This window comes from Rathayibacter sp. AY1H2, from assembly GCF_002931985.1.
Classification (GTDB): domain Bacteria; phylum Actinomycetota; class Actinomycetes; order Actinomycetales; family Microbacteriaceae; genus Rathayibacter.
This window is the reverse complement of the sequence record NZ_PSUV01000018.1, coordinates 44,409-61,862: the sequence shown is the minus strand read 5'-3', so window position 1 is coordinate 61,862 and position 17,454 is coordinate 44,409. Positions and strand designations below refer to the sequence as shown.

Genomic DNA, 17,454 nt, shown 5'->3' with positions numbered 1-17,454 from the left:
CTCCGACGCGGACCGGCGAGTTCCCGTTATCCTCGACTGGTGCGGACGGTCCCGCGGCCTGCGCTCCGCGTCGGCCGGGGCCCGGCGTCCCGCCCCGGTCCGAGCCTCCGTCAGCGCCTCCGCGCGGAGCAGACCACCGGCGGGCGACCCGACTCCGCGCAGACCGACGGACTTGAGGACTGGGCATGGCTGAATACATCTACTCGATGGTGCGCGCGCGGAAGGCGGTCGGCGACAAGCTGATCCTGGACGACGTCACCATGTCGTTCCTGCCGGGAGCGAAGATCGGCGTGGTCGGGCCCAACGGCGCCGGCAAGTCGACGATCCTGAAGATCATGGCGGGGCTGGACACGCCGAGCAACGGCGAGGCGCGGCTCAGCCCGGGCTACACCGTCGGCATCCTGATGCAGGAGCCCGAGCTCGACGAGACCAAGACGGTGCTCGAGAACGTCCAGGAGGGCGTGGGCGAGATCAAGGGCAAGATCGACCGCTTCAACGAGATCTCCCTCGCGATGGCCGACCCGGACGCCGACTTCGACAGCCTCCTCGCCGAGATGGGGACCCTGCAGGAGGCGATCGACGCCGCCGACGCCTGGGACCTGGACTCGCAGCTGGAGCAGGCGATGGACGCGCTGCGCACCCCGCCGGGGGACTCCCTCGTCACCAACCTCTCGGGTGGCGAGAAGCGCCGCGTGGCGCTCACCAAGCTCCTCCTGCAGAAGCCCGACCTGCTGCTGCTCGACGAGCCCACCAACCACCTCGACGCCGAGAGCGTGCTCTGGCTCGAGCAGTTCCTCTCGAAGTACCCCGGCGCCGTGCTCGCCGTCACCCACGACCGGTACTTCCTCGACAACGTCGCGGAGTGGATCGCCGAGGTCGACCGCGGCCACCTCTACCCCTACGAGGGCAACTACTCGACGTACCTCGAGAAGAAGAGCGCCCGCCTGGAGGTCCAGGGCAAGAAGGACGCCAAGCTCGCCAAGCGGCTCACCACCGAGCTCGACTGGGTGCGCAGCAACGCCAAGGGCCGTCAGGCCAAGTCGAAGGCGCGCCTGGCGCGCTACGAGGAGATGGCGGCCGAGGCCGAGAAGACGCGCGTGCTCGACTTCGAGGAGATCGTCATCCCGGTGGGCCCACGTCTCGGCTCCCAGGTCATCGACGCGAAGAAGCTGCACAAGCAGTTCGGCGAGCGCGTCCTCATCGACGACCTCAGCTTCACGCTGCCCCGCAACGGCATCGTCGGCGTCATCGGCCCGAACGGCGTCGGCAAGACCACGCTCTTCAAGACGATCGTCGGCTTCGAGCCGCTCGACTCGGGCGACCTGAAGATCGGCGAGACGGTCGACATCTCCTACGTCGACCAGAGCCGCGGCGGCATCGACCCGCAGAAGAACCTGTGGGAGGTCGTCTCCGACGGGCACGACTACATCACCGTCGGGAAGACCGAGATCCCCTCCCGCGCCTACGTCTCGCAGTTCGGCTTCAAGGGCCCGGACCAGCAGAAGAAGGCCGGCGTCCTCTCCGGCGGCGAGCGGAACCGCCTCAACCTCGCGCTGACGCTCAAGCAGGGCGGCAACCTGCTCCTGCTCGACGAGCCCACCAACGACCTCGACGTCGAGACCCTGGGCAGCCTCGAGAACGCGCTCCTCGAGTTCCCCGGCTGCGCCGTGGTCATCACTCACGACCGGTGGTTCCTCGACCGGATCGCGACCCACATCCTCGCCTACGAGGGCACCGAGGAGGACCCGGCCAACTGGTACTGGTTCGAGGGCAACTTCGAGGCGTACGAGGAGAACAAGATCGAGCGCCTCGGCCCGGACGCGGCGAAGCCGCACCGCTCCGCGTACCGCAAGCTCACCCGCGACTGATGCGCCTGCACGTCGCCATCCCGCTGCGCTGGTCGGACTTCGACGCCTACGCGCACGTGAACAACGCCGAGATGCTGCGCCTGCTCGAGGAGGCGCGCATCCAGGCGTTCTGGAAGCCGGACTCGCCGCAGCCCGGCGGGATGGCGACGGCGGTGCTCGACGCACGGCCGGGCGCCGAGTCGATCAGCCTCATCGCCCGGCAGGAGATCGAGTATCTCGCGCCGATCCCGTACATGCGCGCGCCGATCGACGTGGAGCTGTGGATCGGGCGGATCGGCGGGGCGAGCCTCGAGGTCTGCTACGAGCTCTACTCGCCCGCCGGCGTCGTCCCGCGGGTGCTCTTCACGAAGGCGGCCACCACTCTGGTGCTGGTCACGGCCGCGACGGGCAGGCCCCAGCGCATCCCGGAGGAGCTCCGCGAGGCGTGGGGCCCCTACGTCGAGGAGCCCATCACCTTCTCGAAGCGGGGCTGAGCTCAGCCCAGGGGGACGCGGACCATGCCCTCCTGGGCGACGCTCGCCACGAGCACGCCCTCCTGCGTGTAGATGCGCCCGAGCGAGAGCCCGCGTCCGCCGGACGCGCTCGGCGCCTCCTGCACGTAGAGGAGCCACTGGTCCACGCGCGCGGGGCGGTGCCACCACATCGCGTGGTCGAGGCTCGCGATCCGCAGGCCCGGCGACGTCCACGCCGCACCGTGCCGGCGGAGCGTGGATTCGAGGATCGTGTAGTCGCTCGCGTAGGCGAGGGCGGCGCGGTGCAGCATCGGATCGTCCGGCAGCGGTCCGAGCGAGCGCATCCACACGCTCTGGTGCGCGACCCGCTCGGGGTCGGCCCGGAGGTACACCGGCTGCTCGACGTGCCGCACGTCGAAGGGGCGCTGCGTGGCCCAGAAGCTGCCGACCGGGTGGTCGACCCCCGCGAGGATCTCAGCGGTGCTCGGCAGCGACTCCGGGTCGGGGATCCCCTCCGGCATCGGCGCCTGGTGATCGAGGCCCTCGTCCTCGGTCTGGAACGAGGCGATCATCGAGAGGATGGGGCGTCCGTTCTGGTAGGCCTGCGTCCGACGGGTGCAGAAGGAGCGGCCGTCGTGGATCCGGTCGACCGAGAACGTGATCGGCAGGGAGACGTCCCCGGGGCGGAGGAAGTACCCGTGCATCGAGTGCACGGAGCGCCCCTCGACGGTGCGACCGGCCGCGATGAGCGACTGCGCGAGGACCTGGCCGCCGAAGACCCGCCCCTCGGGCATCCACTGCGAGGGACCCGTCGAGATGTCCTCGCTGGTGCGGGCGCCGGTGTCCGTCAGGTCGAGCGCGGTGAGGAACGAGGACAGGGGATCGGGCACGGTACCTCCGGGGTGTCGGGCGGTGGGGCGAGCGGCCTCGGGTAAGTTTATCGACGCGATGAGTTCGTCCTTCTCCCTGGCGGATCCGCCCAGCCTGTCGGATCTGCGCGTCTTCCTCGGCCGTTCGGCCCGGGTCGAGGACGGTGCGGTCCGGCTCCTCGCCGACGACCACGTGCTGGCCGCCTACACCGCGATCCTCCAGCCCCGCGGTCTGCTCGACCGCTCCGCGACCGTGCTGGGCCTGCGCGTCTTCGCGCTCGACGAGCCCGCCGGTTTCGACCGGGTCGTGCCGATCCGTGCGCTGTCGGACCGCCTCGCCCGCCTGCAGTGGGAGCCGGGCGGAGCGGACGGCAAGCCGGTCGTGCTGCCCGACGGCGACGACGCGACGGCGGGACCCTGGGCGGGCGTCTCCCCGCCCCGCGGCGGCTGGACCCGGCGCGAGCCCGTGGACCCGGGCTTCCTGGAGCGCGTCGCGCGCGAGGGGATCGACGAGATCGCGGCGGCCGTCGGCTCCGAGACGGGCGAGCAGATCGTCGGCCGCGTGCGGTCGAGCGTCTGGGGCCGCCCGCTCGACGGCCTCGAGGACGTCCCGGCGGGAGCGGCGTTCGCCCTCTTCGCGCTCGGGTTCCTCGGCGCCGACGACCCGGTCGCCCTGCTCGAGAGCGGCGCCTGGCGCCGCCTCACCTCACGGCGCGGACACGTGCTGGTCCGCACCCCGGGCTGAGCGGCTACTCCTCGAAGGTGTTCACCATCGCGTGGGCGGCGCGCTCCAGGTAGTCCCAGAGCAGGGCGTCGTCGGCCGGAGCGAGCTCGAGATCGTCGACGGCCGTCCGCATGTGCTGGAGCCAGTGGTCGCGGGCCTCGGGGTTGATCCGGAACGGCTGGTGCCGCATCCGCAGGCGCGGGTGGCCGCGCTCCTCGCTGTAGGTGCCCGGGCCGCCCCAGTACTGCTCGAGGAAGCCGGTCAGCCGCTGGATCGCGCCCTCGAGGTCGTGCTCGGGGTACATCGGCCAGAGGACCTCGTCCTCGCGGACGCCCTCGTAGAAGCGGCGGACCAGGCGCTCGAACGTCGGCCGGCCGCCGATGTGCTCCCAGAAGCTGCGCAGCGGAGGCGTGCCGCCGATCTGCAGGCCGCTCACGAGCGCGCTCCCGTCGGGCCGGAGGTGCCGCCGCCGTCCTGGGGCGGCGTCCCGCTCCCGCGCCGCAGCGCGCGGGGGAGTCGCACGGGCTTGCCGTGCTCGGTGCTGATCGTGGGGGAGGGCGTGGTCCGCGGCGGCTTGGCGCCTCCGACGCTCGTCGCCCCCTCGAAGCCCTCGAGGACGACGGTGGCCAGCGAGGGGAGCTTCACGTCGAGCGCGTCGAGCGACTTCTTCAGGCGCAGGCGCAGCTCGCGGGCGACGTCGTCCTTGGCGGTGGTGCGGGTCTTGACCACGACCCGGATGACCAGGGCGTCGTCGGCGATGGACTCCAGGCCCCAGAGCTCGGGCTTGTCGATGATCCGGGCCCGCCAGCGACTGCTCGCCGCCAGCTCGTTCGCTGTCGCGAGGACCGTGGACTGCACCTGCTCGAGGTCCGTCTCGTAGGGCACGGCCAGGTCGACGATGACGCGCGACCAGCCCTGCGACATGTTCCCGACCCGGACGATCTCGCCGTTGCGGACGAACCAGAGGGTGCCGTTGACGTCGCGGATCTGCGTCACCCGGACGCCGACCGACTCGACCACGCCCGTCGCCTGCCCGGTGTCGACGACGTCGCCGACCCCGAGCTGGTCCTCCGCGACCATGAACAGCCCGTTGAGGACGTCCTTGACGATGTTCTGCGCGCCGAAGCCGAGGCCCGCGCCGAGGGCGGCCGTCAGCAGGGCGAAGGAGCCGATGAGGTCCTTGTCGATCGTCGTCACGATCATGACCAGGGCGATGACGACGATCAGGATCGAGCTCAGGTTGTTGAGGATCGACCCGAGCGTGCGCGTGCGCTGCACCACCCGCACGGCCGCGAGCGGCGACGCGGCGATCGACTGGGTGTCCTCGACGCGCTGGCGGCGCTTCACTCCCGACACGATCTGGTCGACGACGCGGCCGATCACGAAGTGGGCGATGACGCGCACCAGCAGCGCGCCCAGCACGATCCCGAGGATCGCGACCACCTTCCAGAAGGGCTCGGACTCGAAGAAGGAGACGGTGGCGGCGACAGGGTCCGGGGTGGAGGTCTGAAGAAGCAGCATGACCGCTCCAGGCTACGGGACGCCTCCCTCCGAGACGGGTGCACGAGCTCCGCGCGCGTATAGATTCGAGTCGGGTCCGCTCGGACCCGGACACCGCCCTGGGAAGGACGCCCGATGCTCCACTCCACCCGGACTCCCGCCGAGAAGCGCCGCCTCTTCCGCGAGCGCCTCGCCTCGGGCGAGCTGCTGCAGCTGCCCGGCGCGTTCACTCCGCTCTCCGCGCGCCTCATCGAGGCGAAGGGCTTCGACGGGATCTACGTCTCGGGCGCCGTGCTCTCGGCCGAGCTGGGGCTGCCGGACATCGGGCTCACCACGCTCAGCGAGGTGGCCGGCCGCTCGCAGCAGATCGCGCGCCTGACCGACCTGCCGGTCCTCGTCGACGCGGACACCGGCTTCGGCGAGCCGCTGAACGTCGCGCGCACGGTGCAGATGCTCGAGGACGCCGGAGTCGCGGGGCTGCACATCGAGGACCAGGTGAACCCCAAGCGCTGCGGGCACCTCGACGGCAAGGCGGTCGTCGACGAGGCGACCTCGGTGCGGAGGATCGCGGCGGCCGTCGACGCGCGCCGCGACTCCGATCTGGTGATCATGGCCCGCACCGACATCCGCGCCCTCGACGGCCTGCCGGCCGCGATCGACCGCGCCAAGCGCCTCGTCGACGCCGGAGCCGACGCGGTGTTCCCCGAGGCGATGCGCGACCTGTCCGAGTTCGAGGCCGTGCGCGCCGCGATCGACGTGCCGATCCTGGCCAACATGACCGAGTTCGGCAAGAGCGAGCTGTTCACCGCGCAGCAGCTCGCCGACGTCGGCGTGAACGTCGTGATCCACCCGGTCTCGCTGCTCCGGATCGCGATGGGCGCCGCGATGCGGGCACTCGACGCCCTCAAGGCGGAGGGCTCGCTCCGCTCGGAGGTCCCGGGCATGCAGACGCGCGCCGAGCTCTACGAGCTCCTCGACTACGCCTCGTACAGCCGCTTCGACGAGGGCGTCTTCGACTTCTCGCTCGCCGACCACTACGGCGCCTGAGCGCGCCGACCCGCATGAACCGGCGGCGCTCCCCGGCGCCGCCGCCCGCCTCTCGCGAAGGAGCGAAGGATGAGCACGACCGATCAGGACATCCGCAAGGGACTCGTGGGGGTCGTCGTCGACACGACGGCCGTCTCGAAGGTCGACCCGGCGTCGAACTCGCTGCTCTACCGCGGCTACCCCGTGCAGGAGCTCGCGGCGGGGACCTCGTTCGAGGACGTGGCCTGGCTGCTCTGGCACGGCGAGCTCCCCACTGCGGAGGAGGCGGCCGGGCTGGCCGCCGTGGAGCGGGCCCACCGCGCCCTGGCCCCCGAGGTGCGCACCGTGATCGACCTGCTGCCGCTGTCGGTGCACCCGATGGACGTGGTGCGGACGGCGGTGAGCGTCCTGGGCGCGCTCGAGGAGGATCCGGACGCCGACGCTGCCGAGGCCGTGCTGGAGCGCTCCGTGCGGCTCTGGGCGGCACTGCCGGCGATCGTCGCCTACGCTCAGCGCCGCCTGCGCGGCCTCGAGCCGATCGATCCGCGCGACGACCTCGACTACTCCGAGAACTTCCTCTGGACGACCTTCGGCGAGGTGCCGGAGCCGGTCGTCGTCGACGCGTTCCGCGTCTCGCTGGTGCTCTACGCCGAGCACTCCTTCAACGCCTCGACCTTCACGGCCCGCGTCGTGACGTCGACGCTGTCGGACGTCCACTCCGCCGTGACCGCCGCCGTGGGAGCGCTCAAGGGACCGCTCCACGGCGGGGCGAACGAGGCCGTGCTGCACGTGCTCGACGAGGTCGGCACCGGACCGGAGGCGGACCGGCGGTCCCGCGAGTGGCTCGCCGAGGCTCTCGGACAGCGCCGGAAGGTCATGGGGTTCGGCCACCGGGTCTACAAGTCGGGCGACTCGCGGGTGCCGACCATGGACGCCGCTCTCCGGCGGCTCGCCGAGCACGAGGGGGCCGGCGAGATGATGGAGCTGTACGACGCCCTGGCCGCGGCGATGGCCGAGCGGACGGGCATCCTGCCGAACCTCGACTACCCGTCCGGCCCCGCCTACCGGCTGATGGGCTTCGACACCGGGATCTTCACTCCGCTGTTCGTCGCCGCGCGGGTGGTGGGCTGGACGGCCCACGTGATCGAGCAGCGGGGCTCGAACGCGCTCATCCGGCCGCTGTCCGCCTATGACGGGCCGGAGCGCCGCTCGGTCCCGCAGCGCTAGGCGCCGGGAGCGGGGAGAGCCGCCCGGTCCCGCAGCGCCGAGCGCCGGGGGACCGGGCGGCTCGCTGTCAGCCCCGGGTGTCGCGCTCCTGGGCGCGGAGCGCACGCTCCACGCCGGCCAGGTTCTCGATCACGAGTCGGCGCAGCGCCGGGACCTCCGGGTTCGCGTCGAGCCAGGCGCGGGTGGCGTCGACGATCTCCTGCGAGGGCGTGGCGGCCGGGTAGAAGCCGACGACCAGGTACTCGGCGATCTTGTAGCTCTTCGACTCCCAGAGGGTGCGGAGGGCGTCGAAGTAGACCGGGACCATCGCGTCGAGCAGGCGCGGGTCGGCGGCGCGCTGGAAGCCCAGGCCCGTCGAGCGGACGATCGTGTTCGGTGCCGAGTCGTCGGCCGTGACGGAGTCCCACGCCGCGCGCTTCGCCTCCGCGGTCGGCAGTGCGGCACGGGCGTACGCGGCCGACTGCTGGCCGGTCGACGTGTTGTCCGAGGCGAGCGCCGCGTCGATGTCGTCCGCACCGGCCCGCCCGCCGGCGACGAGAGCGATCAGCAGCTCCCAGCCGAGGTCGGTGTCGATGTCGAGGCCGCCGAGGGCGGTGGAGCCGTCGAGCAGCGCCTGCACGGCCTCGAGGTGCGCCGGGGTGGACGCGATCGCGGCGAAGAACTTCACGAACTGGAACTGCGCGTCGCTGCCCGCCTCGGCGCTCTGCGCGAGCGTCCACAGCTGATCGCCCGCCTCCTCGACGACCTCGGCCCGGTACTCCGGAGCGACGTACTGGGTGGCGGTGGCGACGAGCTGGTTGAGCACCGTCCGCAGGGTCGTGGACTCGGTCTCGGTCGCGACGTTGCCCAGGACGAGGCGGACGAAGTCGCGCGGCGCCGACTCGGCGTCGCGGGTCGAGTCCCAGACCGAGCCCCAGACCAGCGAGCGGGCCAGGGGGCTGTCGATGCTCGCGAGGTGCTCGACGGCCACGGCGAGCGAGGCGTCGTCGAGGCGGACCTTCGCGTAGGCGAGGTCGTCGTCGTTGAGCAGCACGAGCGCCGGACGGGTGCGGCCGATCAGCTCGGGCACCTCGGTGCGCTCCCCGTCGACGTCCAGCTCGAGGCGGTCGACGCGGACGAGGCGCTCGCCCTCGAAGTCGTACAGGCCGATCGCCAGGCGGTGCGGGCGGATCGTCGGGTACTCCTCGACCGCGGTCTGCAGGATCGCGAAGGACGCGATCGCTCCGCTCTCGTCGACCGCGATCTCGGGGCGGAGCGTGTTCACGCCGGCCGTCTCGAGCCACTGCGCCGACCACTCGGTGAGGTCGCGCCCGCTGGTGGCCTCCAGCTCGACCAGCAGGTCGCGCAGCTCCGTGTTCGAGAAGGCGTGCTTGACGAAGTACTCGTGGACGCCGGCGAGGAACTCCTTCTCGCCGACCCACGCGACGAGCTGCTTGAGCACCGAGGCGCCCTTGGCGTAGGTGATGCCGTCGAAGTTGACCTGGACGTCCTCGAGGTCGTTGATGGTCGCGACGATCGGGTGGGTCGAGGGCAGCTGGTCCTGGCGGTAGGCCCAGCTCTTCTCCATCGCGGCGAAGGTGGTCCACGCCTCGGTCCACTCCGTCGCCTCCGCGGTGGCGAGGGTGGAGGCGTACTCGGCGAACGACTCGTTGAGCCAGAGGTCGTTCCACCACTTCATCGTGACCAGGTCGCCGAACCACATGTGGGCGAGCTCGTGGAGGATCGTGACGACCCTGCGCTCCTTGATCGCGTCCGTCACCTTGGAGCGGAACACGTAGGTCTCGGTGAAGGTCACCGCTCCCGCGTTCTCCATCGCACCGGCGTTGAACTCGGGGACGAACAGCTGGTCGTACTTCGCGAACGGGTACGGGACGCCGAACTTCTCCTCGTAGAAGGCGAAGCCCTGCTTCGTCTTCTCGAACACGTAGTCGGCGTCGAGGAAGGGCGCGAGCGAGGCCCGGGCGAAGACCCCCAGCGGGATGGTGCGGCCGTCGGAGGAGACGAGCGAGTCGGTCTCGACCACGTAGGGTCCGGCGACGAGGGCCGTGATGTAGGAGGAGATGCGCGGGGTGGGCTCGAAGCTCCAGGTCGCGATCCCCTCGCCCGCCGGGACCGGCTCGGGAGTGGGCTGGTTCGACACGACCTGCCACTGCGCGGGCGCGGTGACGGTGAAGCGGAACTCGGCCTTGAGGTCCGGCTGCTCGAACACCGCGAAGACGCGGCGGGAGTCGGGCACCTCGAACTGCGAGTACAGGTACACCTCGCCGTCGACGGGGTCGACGAAGCGGTGCAGGCCCTCGCCCGTGTTGGTGTAGAGCATGTCGGCGACGACGGTGAGCTCGTTGTCCGCGGCCAGGGCGTCGAGGCGGATGCGGACGCCGTCGGCGACGTCGGCGGGGTCGAGCTCCGCGCCGTTGAGGGTGACGGAGTGGACCGTGCCCGTGACGGCGTCGATGAAGCTCGAGGCGTCCTCGGTGGCGGAGAAGCGCACCGTGGTCGTGCTGAGGAAGGTCTCGGCTCCCCGGGTCAGGTCGAGGGCGATGTCGTAGTCGTGGACCTGGATCAGCGAGGCGCGCTCCTGCGCCTCGCTCCGGGTGAGGTTGTCTCCTGGCACGGGGGTGCTCCATCCGTTCGTCTCGGGCGCTGCCGCGGGCGCCGGGGTGCGGGCGCCGCCGATCCACCCTAGAGCTGCCGGGACCCGCCATGGAGCCCCGTGGCGCCGATCCTGCGGAGCCGCCGGGGAGCGCGGACGCGGCCGCGGCGAGCGGCGTAGCGTGTCCCCATGACCTCTGTGGACTTCTGGTTCGACCCCTCCTGCCCGTGGGCCTGGATGACCTCGCGATTCGTGGACGAGGTGACCCCCGCGCGCGACCTCGACGTGCAGTGGCACATCATGAGCCTCGCCGTCCTCAACGAGGACAAGGACGTGGACGACTCGTACCGCGCCTTCCTCCCGCGCGCGCTGCGATACACCCGCCTGGTCGCCGCCGTCGCCGAGCGCGAGGGCCGCGAGCACGTCAAGCCGCTCTACGACGCGCTCGGCACCCGGATCCACCCGGGCGGGCGCACCGACGTCGACGCGGTGATCGCCGAGTCGCTCGCCGAGCTCGGCCTGCCTGCGGAGCTCGCCGCCCACGCCGACTCGGACGAGTACGACGAGCCGATGCGCGCCTCCCACTTCGACGGGATCGAGCGGGTCGGCCAGGACGTCGGCACCCCGGTCATCGCGATCGGCGACGTCGCCTTCTTCGGCCCCGTCATCTCGCCGATCCCGAGGGGCGAGCAGGCGCTGACCCTCTGGGACGGCATCGTCGCCGCCGCCTCCTTCGACGGCTTCTTCGAGCTCAAGCGCTCGCGGACCCGCGACCCGCAGTTCGACTGAGCCGACTCGCGGTACTCTGACTCCCGGCCCGGGCACCGCGGGCCCCAGACGGCTCTTCCGGAGGAGTTCTCTCGTGCGCATCCACATCGCCACGGACCACGCAGGGCTGGACTTCAGCCGTCACCTGATCGAGCACCTCGGCGCCGCCGGTCACGACGTGATCGACCACGGCCCCACGTCCTACGACCCGCTGGACGACTACCCGTCCTTCTGCATCAACGCCGCCGCCGCGGTCGTCCGCGATCAGGAGGCGGGGGTCGAGGCCCTCGGCGTCGTCTTCGGCGGCTCGGGCAACGGCGAGCAGATCGCGGCGAACAAGGTCGCGGGCGTGCGCGCGGCGCTCGTCTGGAACCTGAGCACCGCCGTGCTGGCCCGCCAGCACAACGACGCGAACGTCATCTCGATCGGGGCCCGCCAGCACTCCGTCGAGGAGGCCACCGGCTTCATCGACGCGTTCGTCGCCGAGCCCTTCACCTTCGAGGAGCGGCACGTGCGCCGCATCGCGCAGCTCGCCGAGTACGAGGCCACCGGCGACATCGCCGGCCGGGTCGTCGACTCCGCCGCGAAGGAGCGCTGAGTGCCCGAGGGGCACTCCGTCCACCGGATCGCCCTGCAGTTCGAGCGCGACGTCGTCGGGCACCGCGTCGCGACCAGCAGCCCCCAGGGTCGCTTCACCGAGGGAGCCGCGCTCCTCGACGGGCGCGAGGTCCTCGAGTCCACGGCCGTCGGCAAGCACCTGCTGCTGCGCTTCGAGGGCGACCTGACGCTGCACGTCCACCTCGGCCTCTACGGTGCGTGGGACTTCCTCGGGCACGTCTCGCCGCTGTTCCCGGACGGCAAGGCCGGCAGCAGCATCGGCGCTCCCCGGCGCCGCCGCGCCGTGCGCCTCTCCGAGACGGAGCACGAGACCCACTCCGACCTCGACGAGTTCCCGCCGCCGCCCGTGGGCGCGGTGCGCGTGCGCATCATGACGGAGGAGACGGTCGCCGACCTGCGCGGCCCCACCGCCTGCGAGGTGATGGACCCCGCCCAGGTGGAGGCCCTCCTCGCCCGCCTCGGTCCGGATCCGGCCGTCGACGACTCCGACGAGGCGCGCGACCGCTTCGTGAACCGGCTCCGCAGGACGGCGACGCCGGTCGGGCTGGTGCTGATGGACCAGTCCGTGGTCAGCGGCATCGGCAACATCTACCGCGCGGAGCTGCTCTACCGCGCCGGCCTCGACCCGCACACTCCCGGCAAGCAGGTGCCGCTGGAGCTCGCACAGGAGCTGTGGCGGGACTGGGCGGACCTGCTCGAGGACGGCATCCGGACCGGGATGATGATCACGCGCCGCGGCCTGACGAAGACCGAGCGCTCGAAAGCCGTCCGCAGCCGCGCCGAGCGCAACTACGTCTACAAGCGCGAGGGCCTGCCCTGCCGCGTCTGCGGCACGAACGTGCTGCTCGAGGAGATCGGCGCGCGCAAGCTCTACTGGTGCCCGGTGTGCCAGTCGTGAGCTCCGGTGGAGAGACGCCGGCCCGGTCCCGCGCCCGCCGAGCCGTCCGCCCCGCGCTCCGCGAGGCCGCCCGATGACCGGCGGTCTCCTGCTCCGGGGCGCCCGGCTCCTCGGCTCGTCCCGACCCGGTGCCGTGCTCCTGCGCGACGGCCGCGTGGAAGCGGTCGGACCGGACGCCGCCGCCGCCCCGGGCGACGAGGTGCGCGACCTCGACGGGCGCTGGGTGCTCCCCGGCCTCTGGGACGAGCACGTCCACTTCTCCCAGTGGGCGATGACGGCACCGCGCCTGGACGTCTCGTCAGCCGACTCGGCCCGCGGAACGGCGGACGCGGTCCGACGTCGCCTGGCGGAGGAGCCCGGTACCGGCACGCTGATCGGCTTCGGCTTCCGCGACGGCCTCTGGCCGGAGCCGCCGACGACCGCGCTCCTGGACGAGGTCTCTCCGGAGCGGCCCGTCGTGCTGATCAGCGGCGACCTGCACTGCGCCTGGCTGAACTCCGCCGCGTACCGGCGCTACGCCGTCGCTCCCGAGCCCGAGCTGCTGCGCGAGGACGCCTGCTTCGAGCTCGTCACCGCACTCGGAGCCCTCGGCGACGACGAGCTCGACGCGCTCGCCGACGCGGCGACCCGGCGGGCTGCGGCTCGCGGCGTGGTCGGCGTCGTCGACCTCGAGATGCGCTGGAACGCGGGGGACTGGCCCCGTCGCGTCGCCGGCGGAGCACGCTCCCTCCGCGTCGACACCGGCGTCTACCGCGACCACCTCGACCGCGCCCTCGCGGAGGGACTGCGCACGGGCGACGAGCTCGACGGCGGTGACGGCCTGCTGCGGATGGGCCCGCTGAAGGTCCTGATCGACGGCTCCCTCAACACGAGGACCGCCTACTGCGCCCACCCGTACGCCGACCACGACGGCTACGGCGTCCTCACCGTGTGGCCCGCCGAGCTGGACGAGCTGCTCGCCCGCGCGGCCGCCGGGGGCATCCGCTCCACCGTGCACGCGATCGGAGACGCCGCGGCGACGCTGGCTCTGGACGCGCTCGGTCGGGTCGGCGGGGGCCGGATCGAGCACGCTCAGCTGCTCGCGGAGGCCGACCTTCCGCGGTTCGCCGCGCTCGGCGTGGAGGCCGGAGTGCAGCCCGCGCACGCGCTCGACGACCGCGAGGTGGCGGAGCGGTACTGGCCGGGACGGACCGGCCGGGCGTTCCCGCTGCGCTCGCTGCTCGACTCCGGGGCCCGCGTGGTGCTCGGCTCGGACGCTCCGGTCGCTCCGCTCGACCCGTGGGTCGCGATCTCGGCCGCGGTCGCGCGGGCGCTGCCGGGCGACGAGCCCTGGCATCCGGAGCAGCGGGTGAGCGTCGAGGAGGCGATCGTCGCCTCGACCCGGGTGCGCCGGCTCACGCCCGCGGCCGGCGATCCCGCCGATCTCGTGGTGGTCGACCGCGATCCGCTCGCCGCCGATGCAGGAGCCCTCCGATCCATGCCGGTCGCCGCGACCCTCCTGGCGGGCCGCTTCACGCACGGCGGCTGACCCGCGCCCGTCGCGACACCGGCTGCTCCGGATCGCGCGGACGGGCCCGGGAACGACGACGGCCCGCGGGATCCGAGGATCCGCGGGCCGGTCGAGGCGTGGTGCTCAGCTCTCGCTGACGTGGGCGAAGAGGAACCAGCGGTCCTTCTCGAGGCCGCGGCCGATCTCGATCGCGACGTCCTGGCTGCTCGCGTCGATCTCGGCGAGCTCGGCGATCGCCGTGTTGACGGTCGCGATGGCGACGTCCATCTGGCGGATGATCTCGACGATCGCGTTCTCGGAGCGCTGGAAGCCGGGGGTGAGGGGTTCGGACCGCGTCGCCGAGGCGACGGTCTGGATGCGGGCGTCGACCGGGAGGCCGAGGGCGACGACGCGCTCCGCGGCGAGGTCGGCCCACTCGATGGCGCGGCCGACGATCGCGTCGAGCAGCTCGTGGACGCCGATGAAGTTGGCGCCGCGGACGTGCCAGTGCGCCTGCTTGCCGTTGACGGCGAGCGCGGTCATCTCGATGACGACGGGGCTGAGGAACTGAGCGACTCCGGATGCGACATCCGGGTTCGACGAGGTGAGCGACGTGACGGACGTGGTGGACATCGTCTGGTCCTTTCGAGAGGGGGTGACTGATCGTCAACAGTACGCAGATCCCCCGGCGCCGCAAGGAAGCGCAGGCTCGGCTCAGTCCGGTGAAGGACAGGCTCACCTCGGTCGCGGAGGGGCGTCACGGGGGCTTCCCCCCGGGTGCCCGGAGCCGTGCCGCCGGTACGCTCGACCGGGTCGCGGCGGCGGCGGGAGCGGACAGGAGGCGCGGATGAGCGGAGCATCGACGGCCCTCGGCGAGGCCTCGCGCGCCTACCTCCGGCTCTGGCGCGGACTGCCCCGGGAGGTGCTCGCGCTGGTGGCCGCGATCCCGGTCGCGCTCCTCGGTGCCTTCTGCGCCGGCGTCGCGCTGGCCGTCGCGCTCGGGCTCGTCGGAGTCCTGATCGGCCTGGTGTTCCTGCCCGCCGCCCTCTACACGGCGCGCTTCTTCTCGCGGGCCGCCGTCGGCCTCGACGTGCTGGCCGGACGGCCCGCCGTCCCCCGGCCGCAGTGGCGGCGACCGCCCTCCGCCGTCACTCCCTCGACCTTCGCCCTCTACGGTCCGGTGATCGACGGGCACTACTGGCTCGCTCTCCTGCACACGCTCGTCGTGGCTCCGGTGCTCGCGCTGCTGTCCGGACTGCTCCTCGCGCTGTGGACCTGGGCGGGCCCGGGCACCATGGCCGCCGCGCTCACGGGGGCCCCCGGTCCGGCCCGCCTGCTGGCCGAGAGCGGGGCCGCTCTGCTGGGCGCCCCGCAGCCTCCGGCGGGACTGGTCGCCGCGGCGACGGTCGCCACGACCGTCCTCTTCGTCTCGACCCTGCCGTTCGCCACCCGCGGCCTCTCCCTCCTGCACTGGCTGGTCGACCGTCTCCTGCTCGGCCCGTGGGAGTCGGAGGCGCTCCAGCGCGAGGTCGCCGAGCTGAGCGCTTCCCGCGGCGCAGCCGTCGCCGCCGAGGACCGCGCGCTGCGCCGGCTCGAGCGCGACATCCACGACGGCCCGCAGCAGCGCCTGATCCGGGTCCAGATGGACCTGGCCTCGGCCCGCAACCGACTCGCCGCCGACCCGGAGTCCGCCGCCCGCCTGGTCGACGAGGCTCGCGAGCACGTGCGCGCCGCGCTCGACGAGCTGCGCGCCCTCTCCCGCGGAGTGGCGCCGCCGATCCTGCAGGACCGGGGCTTCGAGGCGGCGGTGCACTCGCTCGCCGAGCTCAGCCCGGTGCCGGTCGAGGTCCTCACCGAGCACCCCGTGGCGGACGTGCCGCCCGAGGTCGAGCGCAGCGTCTACTTCGTCGTCGCCGAGCTGCTCGCCAACGTCTCCAAGCACTCCGGTGCTCGATCGGTGCGGGTGCACCTCGACACGCGCGACTCCGGCACTCCGGGGGAGCGCTGGCTCGACGCCTGGGTGGTCGACGACGGAGTCGGCGGGGCGTCGCCGGTCGCCGGTCACGGTCTCGAGGGGGTCGGCGGGCGCGTCCGGGGCCTGCGCGGGATCCTGAGCGTGGAGTCGCCGGTCGGCGGGCCGACCACGGTCGGGGTGCACGTCCCCTACCGCCCGGCCGCCCTATCCTGAGGGCGTGCCCGTGATCCGCGTCGCCATCGCCGAGGACTCGGTCCTCCTGCGCGAGGGCCTGGTCCGCCTCTTCGAGGACGCGGGGTTCGCCTCCGTCGGCGCCTTCGGGGACGCGGACGCCCTGCTCGCCGATCTGGCGCGGGACCCGGCCGGCGTCGACGTCGCCGTGCTCGACGTCCGGATGCCGCCGACCTTCCGCGACGAGGGCGTCCGCGGGGCGCTGGAGATCCGCCGGCGCTACCCGCAGGTGTCGGTCCTGCTGCTCAGCCAGTACGTCGAGGTCACCTACGCGCAGGAGCTGCTCGGCTCCGGCGACGGCGGACTCGGCTACCTCCTGAAGGACCGGGTCGCCTCCGTGGAGGAGCTGCGCGACGCCGTCGAGCGCGTCGCGGCGGGCGGAACCGTCCTCGACCCGCAGGTCGTCGCCTCGCTCCTGCAGCGCAACCGCGACCCGCTCGCCTCGCTGACCCCGCGGGAGCGGGAGGTGCTGGAGCAGATGGCCCAGGGGCGCACGAACGCGGGCATCGCCTCCGCTCTCTTCGTCGGCGTGGGCGCCGTGGAGAAGAACGTGACCGCGATCTTCCAGAAGCTCGGGCTCGAGGACTCGGGCTCCGACCACCGGCGGGTGCTGGCGGTCCTCGCCTTCCTGCGCGCCGGGCGCTGACCACCGGAGAAGAGGAGAACCCGATGCCGTCGAGTCCTGCGGAGGGCGCCCGCGTCCTCGCCCTGACCGGGGGACGCGCCCCGGAGATCGCCGACACCGCGTGGGTCGCTCCGGGCGCCACCGTGATCGGCTCCGTGCGCCTGGGGGAGCGGGCGAGCGTCTGGTACGGCGCCGTCCTGCGCGCCGAGCACGCGCGGATCGAGCTCGGCGCCGGCAGCAACCTCCAGGACGGCGTCGTCGTCCACGTCGACGCCGACTACGACGCGGTCATCGGCGCCGGAGTCTCGGTCGGGCACAACGCGGTGCTGCACGGCTGCACCCTCGAGGACGACGTGCTGGTCGGCATGAGCGCGACCGTCCTGAACGGGGCCGTCGTCGGCACCGGCTCGCTGATCGCCGCAGGCGCCGTCGTCCTCGAGGGGACGGTCGTCCCGCCGGGCTCGCTGGTGGCGGGCGTCCCCGGGAGGGTCCGGCGGGAGCTGACGGAGGAGGAGCGCGAGGGCATCCGCCGGAACGCCGCCTCGTACCTCGCCCTGACGGAGGAGCACCGCGGCGCGGTCGGCTGAGCAC

At 72.6% G+C, this 17,454-nt stretch carries 17 protein-coding genes; 12 read left to right on the top strand and 5 right to left on the bottom strand.

The window, feature by feature from the left end:
• Positions 1-185: 185 nt before the first annotated feature.
• Together ettA and C5C29_RS13135 are read left to right on the top strand one after the other, a co-directional pair.
• Positions 186-1,868, top strand: coding sequence for an energy-dependent translational throttle protein EttA (ettA, locus tag C5C29_RS13140; protein ID WP_104223708.1), 1,683 nt, complete (start codon positions 186-188; stop codon positions 1,866-1,868).
• On the top strand, positions 1,868-2,341 hold the full coding sequence (locus tag C5C29_RS13135; protein WP_104223707.1) for a thioesterase family protein: 474 nt from the start codon (positions 1,868-1,870) through the stop codon (positions 2,339-2,341). Before ettA ends, C5C29_RS13135 begins: the two co-directional genes overlap by 1 nt.
• 2 nt (positions 2,342-2,343) lie before the next feature.
• On the opposite strand, the gene C5C29_RS13130 is transcribed toward C5C29_RS13135, so the two are convergent.
• Positions 2,344-3,210 carry an acyl-CoA thioesterase II gene (locus C5C29_RS13130; RefSeq protein ID WP_258062278.1) on the bottom strand — a complete coding sequence of 289 codons (867 nt, stop codon included), beginning with the start codon at positions 3,208-3,210 and terminating at the stop codon, positions 2,344-2,346.
• A gap of 58 nt (positions 3,211-3,268) precedes the next feature.
• On the opposite strand from C5C29_RS13130, the gene C5C29_RS13125 reads away from it, so the two are divergent.
• Positions 3,269-3,934, top strand: coding sequence for a hypothetical protein (locus C5C29_RS13125; protein WP_104223706.1), 666 nt, complete (start codon positions 3,269-3,271; stop codon positions 3,932-3,934).
• Between the two features lie 4 nt (positions 3,935-3,938).
• Here the strand turns inward: C5C29_RS13125 and C5C29_RS13120 are convergent, their stop codons facing one another.
• Positions 3,939-4,349 carry a globin gene (locus C5C29_RS13120; RefSeq protein WP_279630823.1) on the bottom strand — a complete coding sequence of 137 codons (411 nt, stop codon included), beginning with the start codon at positions 4,347-4,349 and terminating at the stop codon, positions 3,939-3,941.
• Positions 4,346-5,434 carry a mechanosensitive ion channel family protein gene (locus tag C5C29_RS13115; protein ID WP_104223705.1) on the bottom strand — a complete coding sequence of 363 codons (1,089 nt, stop codon included), beginning with the start codon at positions 5,432-5,434 and terminating at the stop codon, positions 4,346-4,348. The genes C5C29_RS13120 and C5C29_RS13115 overlap by 4 nt, the downstream gene beginning before the upstream one ends.
• 114 nt (positions 5,435-5,548) lie before the next feature.
• On the opposite strand from C5C29_RS13115, the gene prpB reads away from it, so the two are divergent.
• Both prpB and C5C29_RS13105 read left to right on the top strand, forming a co-directional pair.
• Positions 5,549-6,460 carry a methylisocitrate lyase gene (gene prpB, locus C5C29_RS13110; RefSeq protein ID WP_104223704.1) on the top strand — a complete coding sequence of 304 codons (912 nt, stop codon included), beginning with the start codon at positions 5,549-5,551 and terminating at the stop codon, positions 6,458-6,460.
• 69 nt (positions 6,461-6,529) lie between these two features.
• Positions 6,530-7,666, top strand: a complete 1,137-nt coding sequence (locus C5C29_RS13105; RefSeq protein WP_104223703.1) for a bifunctional 2-methylcitrate synthase/citrate synthase — start codon at positions 6,530-6,532, stop codon at positions 7,664-7,666.
• A 67-nt stretch (positions 7,667-7,733) separates the two neighbouring features.
• On the opposite strand, the gene pepN is transcribed toward C5C29_RS13105, so the two are convergent.
• Positions 7,734-10,280 (bottom strand): aminopeptidase N, encoded by a 2,547-nt coding sequence (gene pepN / locus C5C29_RS13100; RefSeq protein ID WP_104223702.1) that lies wholly within the window; start codon positions 10,278-10,280, stop codon positions 7,734-7,736.
• A 168-nt stretch (positions 10,281-10,448) separates the two neighbouring features.
• On the opposite strand from pepN, the gene C5C29_RS13095 reads away from it, so the two are divergent.
• The 4 genes from C5C29_RS13095 (at position 10,449) to C5C29_RS13080 (ending at position 14,071) form a co-directional block, all read left to right on the top strand.
• The gene (locus tag C5C29_RS13095; RefSeq protein WP_104223701.1) at positions 10,449-11,048 is read left to right on the top strand and encodes a DsbA family protein; all 600 of its coding nucleotides are present in this window, start codon (positions 10,449-10,451) and stop codon (positions 11,046-11,048) included.
• 73 nt (positions 11,049-11,121) lie between these two features.
• Positions 11,122-11,625, top strand: a complete 504-nt coding sequence (locus tag C5C29_RS13090) for a ribose-5-phosphate isomerase (RefSeq protein ID WP_104223700.1) — start codon at positions 11,122-11,124, stop codon at positions 11,623-11,625.
• A complete protein-coding gene (locus tag C5C29_RS13085) occupies positions 11,626-12,543 on the top strand; it encodes an Fpg/Nei family DNA glycosylase (protein ID WP_104223699.1) in 918 nt (305 codons plus the stop codon).
• A gap of 73 nt (positions 12,544-12,616) precedes the next feature.
• On the top strand, positions 12,617-14,071 hold the full coding sequence (locus C5C29_RS13080; RefSeq protein ID WP_104223698.1) for an amidohydrolase: 1,455 nt from the start codon (positions 12,617-12,619) through the stop codon (positions 14,069-14,071).
• A gap of 105 nt (positions 14,072-14,176) precedes the next feature.
• Here C5C29_RS13080 and C5C29_RS13075 read toward each other — a convergent pair whose 3' ends face one another.
• On the bottom strand, positions 14,177-14,665 hold the full coding sequence (locus C5C29_RS13075; RefSeq protein ID WP_104223697.1) for a Dps family protein: 489 nt from the start codon (positions 14,663-14,665) through the stop codon (positions 14,177-14,179).
• Positions 14,666-14,879: 214 nt separating this feature from the next.
• Here C5C29_RS13075 and C5C29_RS13070 point away from each other — a divergent pair, with 214 nt between their 5' ends.
• The 3 genes from C5C29_RS13070 to C5C29_RS13060 are packed head-to-tail and all read left to right on the top strand — an operon-like array spanning position 14,880 to position 17,450.
• Positions 14,880-16,220 (top strand): histidine kinase, encoded by a 1,341-nt coding sequence (locus C5C29_RS13070; protein WP_258062277.1) that lies wholly within the window; start codon positions 14,880-14,882, stop codon positions 16,218-16,220.
• Between the two features lie 4 nt (positions 16,221-16,224).
• Positions 16,225-16,884 (top strand): response regulator transcription factor, encoded by a 660-nt coding sequence (locus C5C29_RS13065; RefSeq protein WP_104223696.1) that lies wholly within the window; start codon positions 16,225-16,227, stop codon positions 16,882-16,884.
• Between the two features lie 23 nt (positions 16,885-16,907).
• A complete protein-coding gene (locus C5C29_RS13060; protein WP_104223695.1) occupies positions 16,908-17,450 on the top strand; it encodes a gamma carbonic anhydrase family protein in 543 nt (180 codons plus the stop codon).
• Positions 17,451-17,454 lie beyond the last annotated feature (4 nt).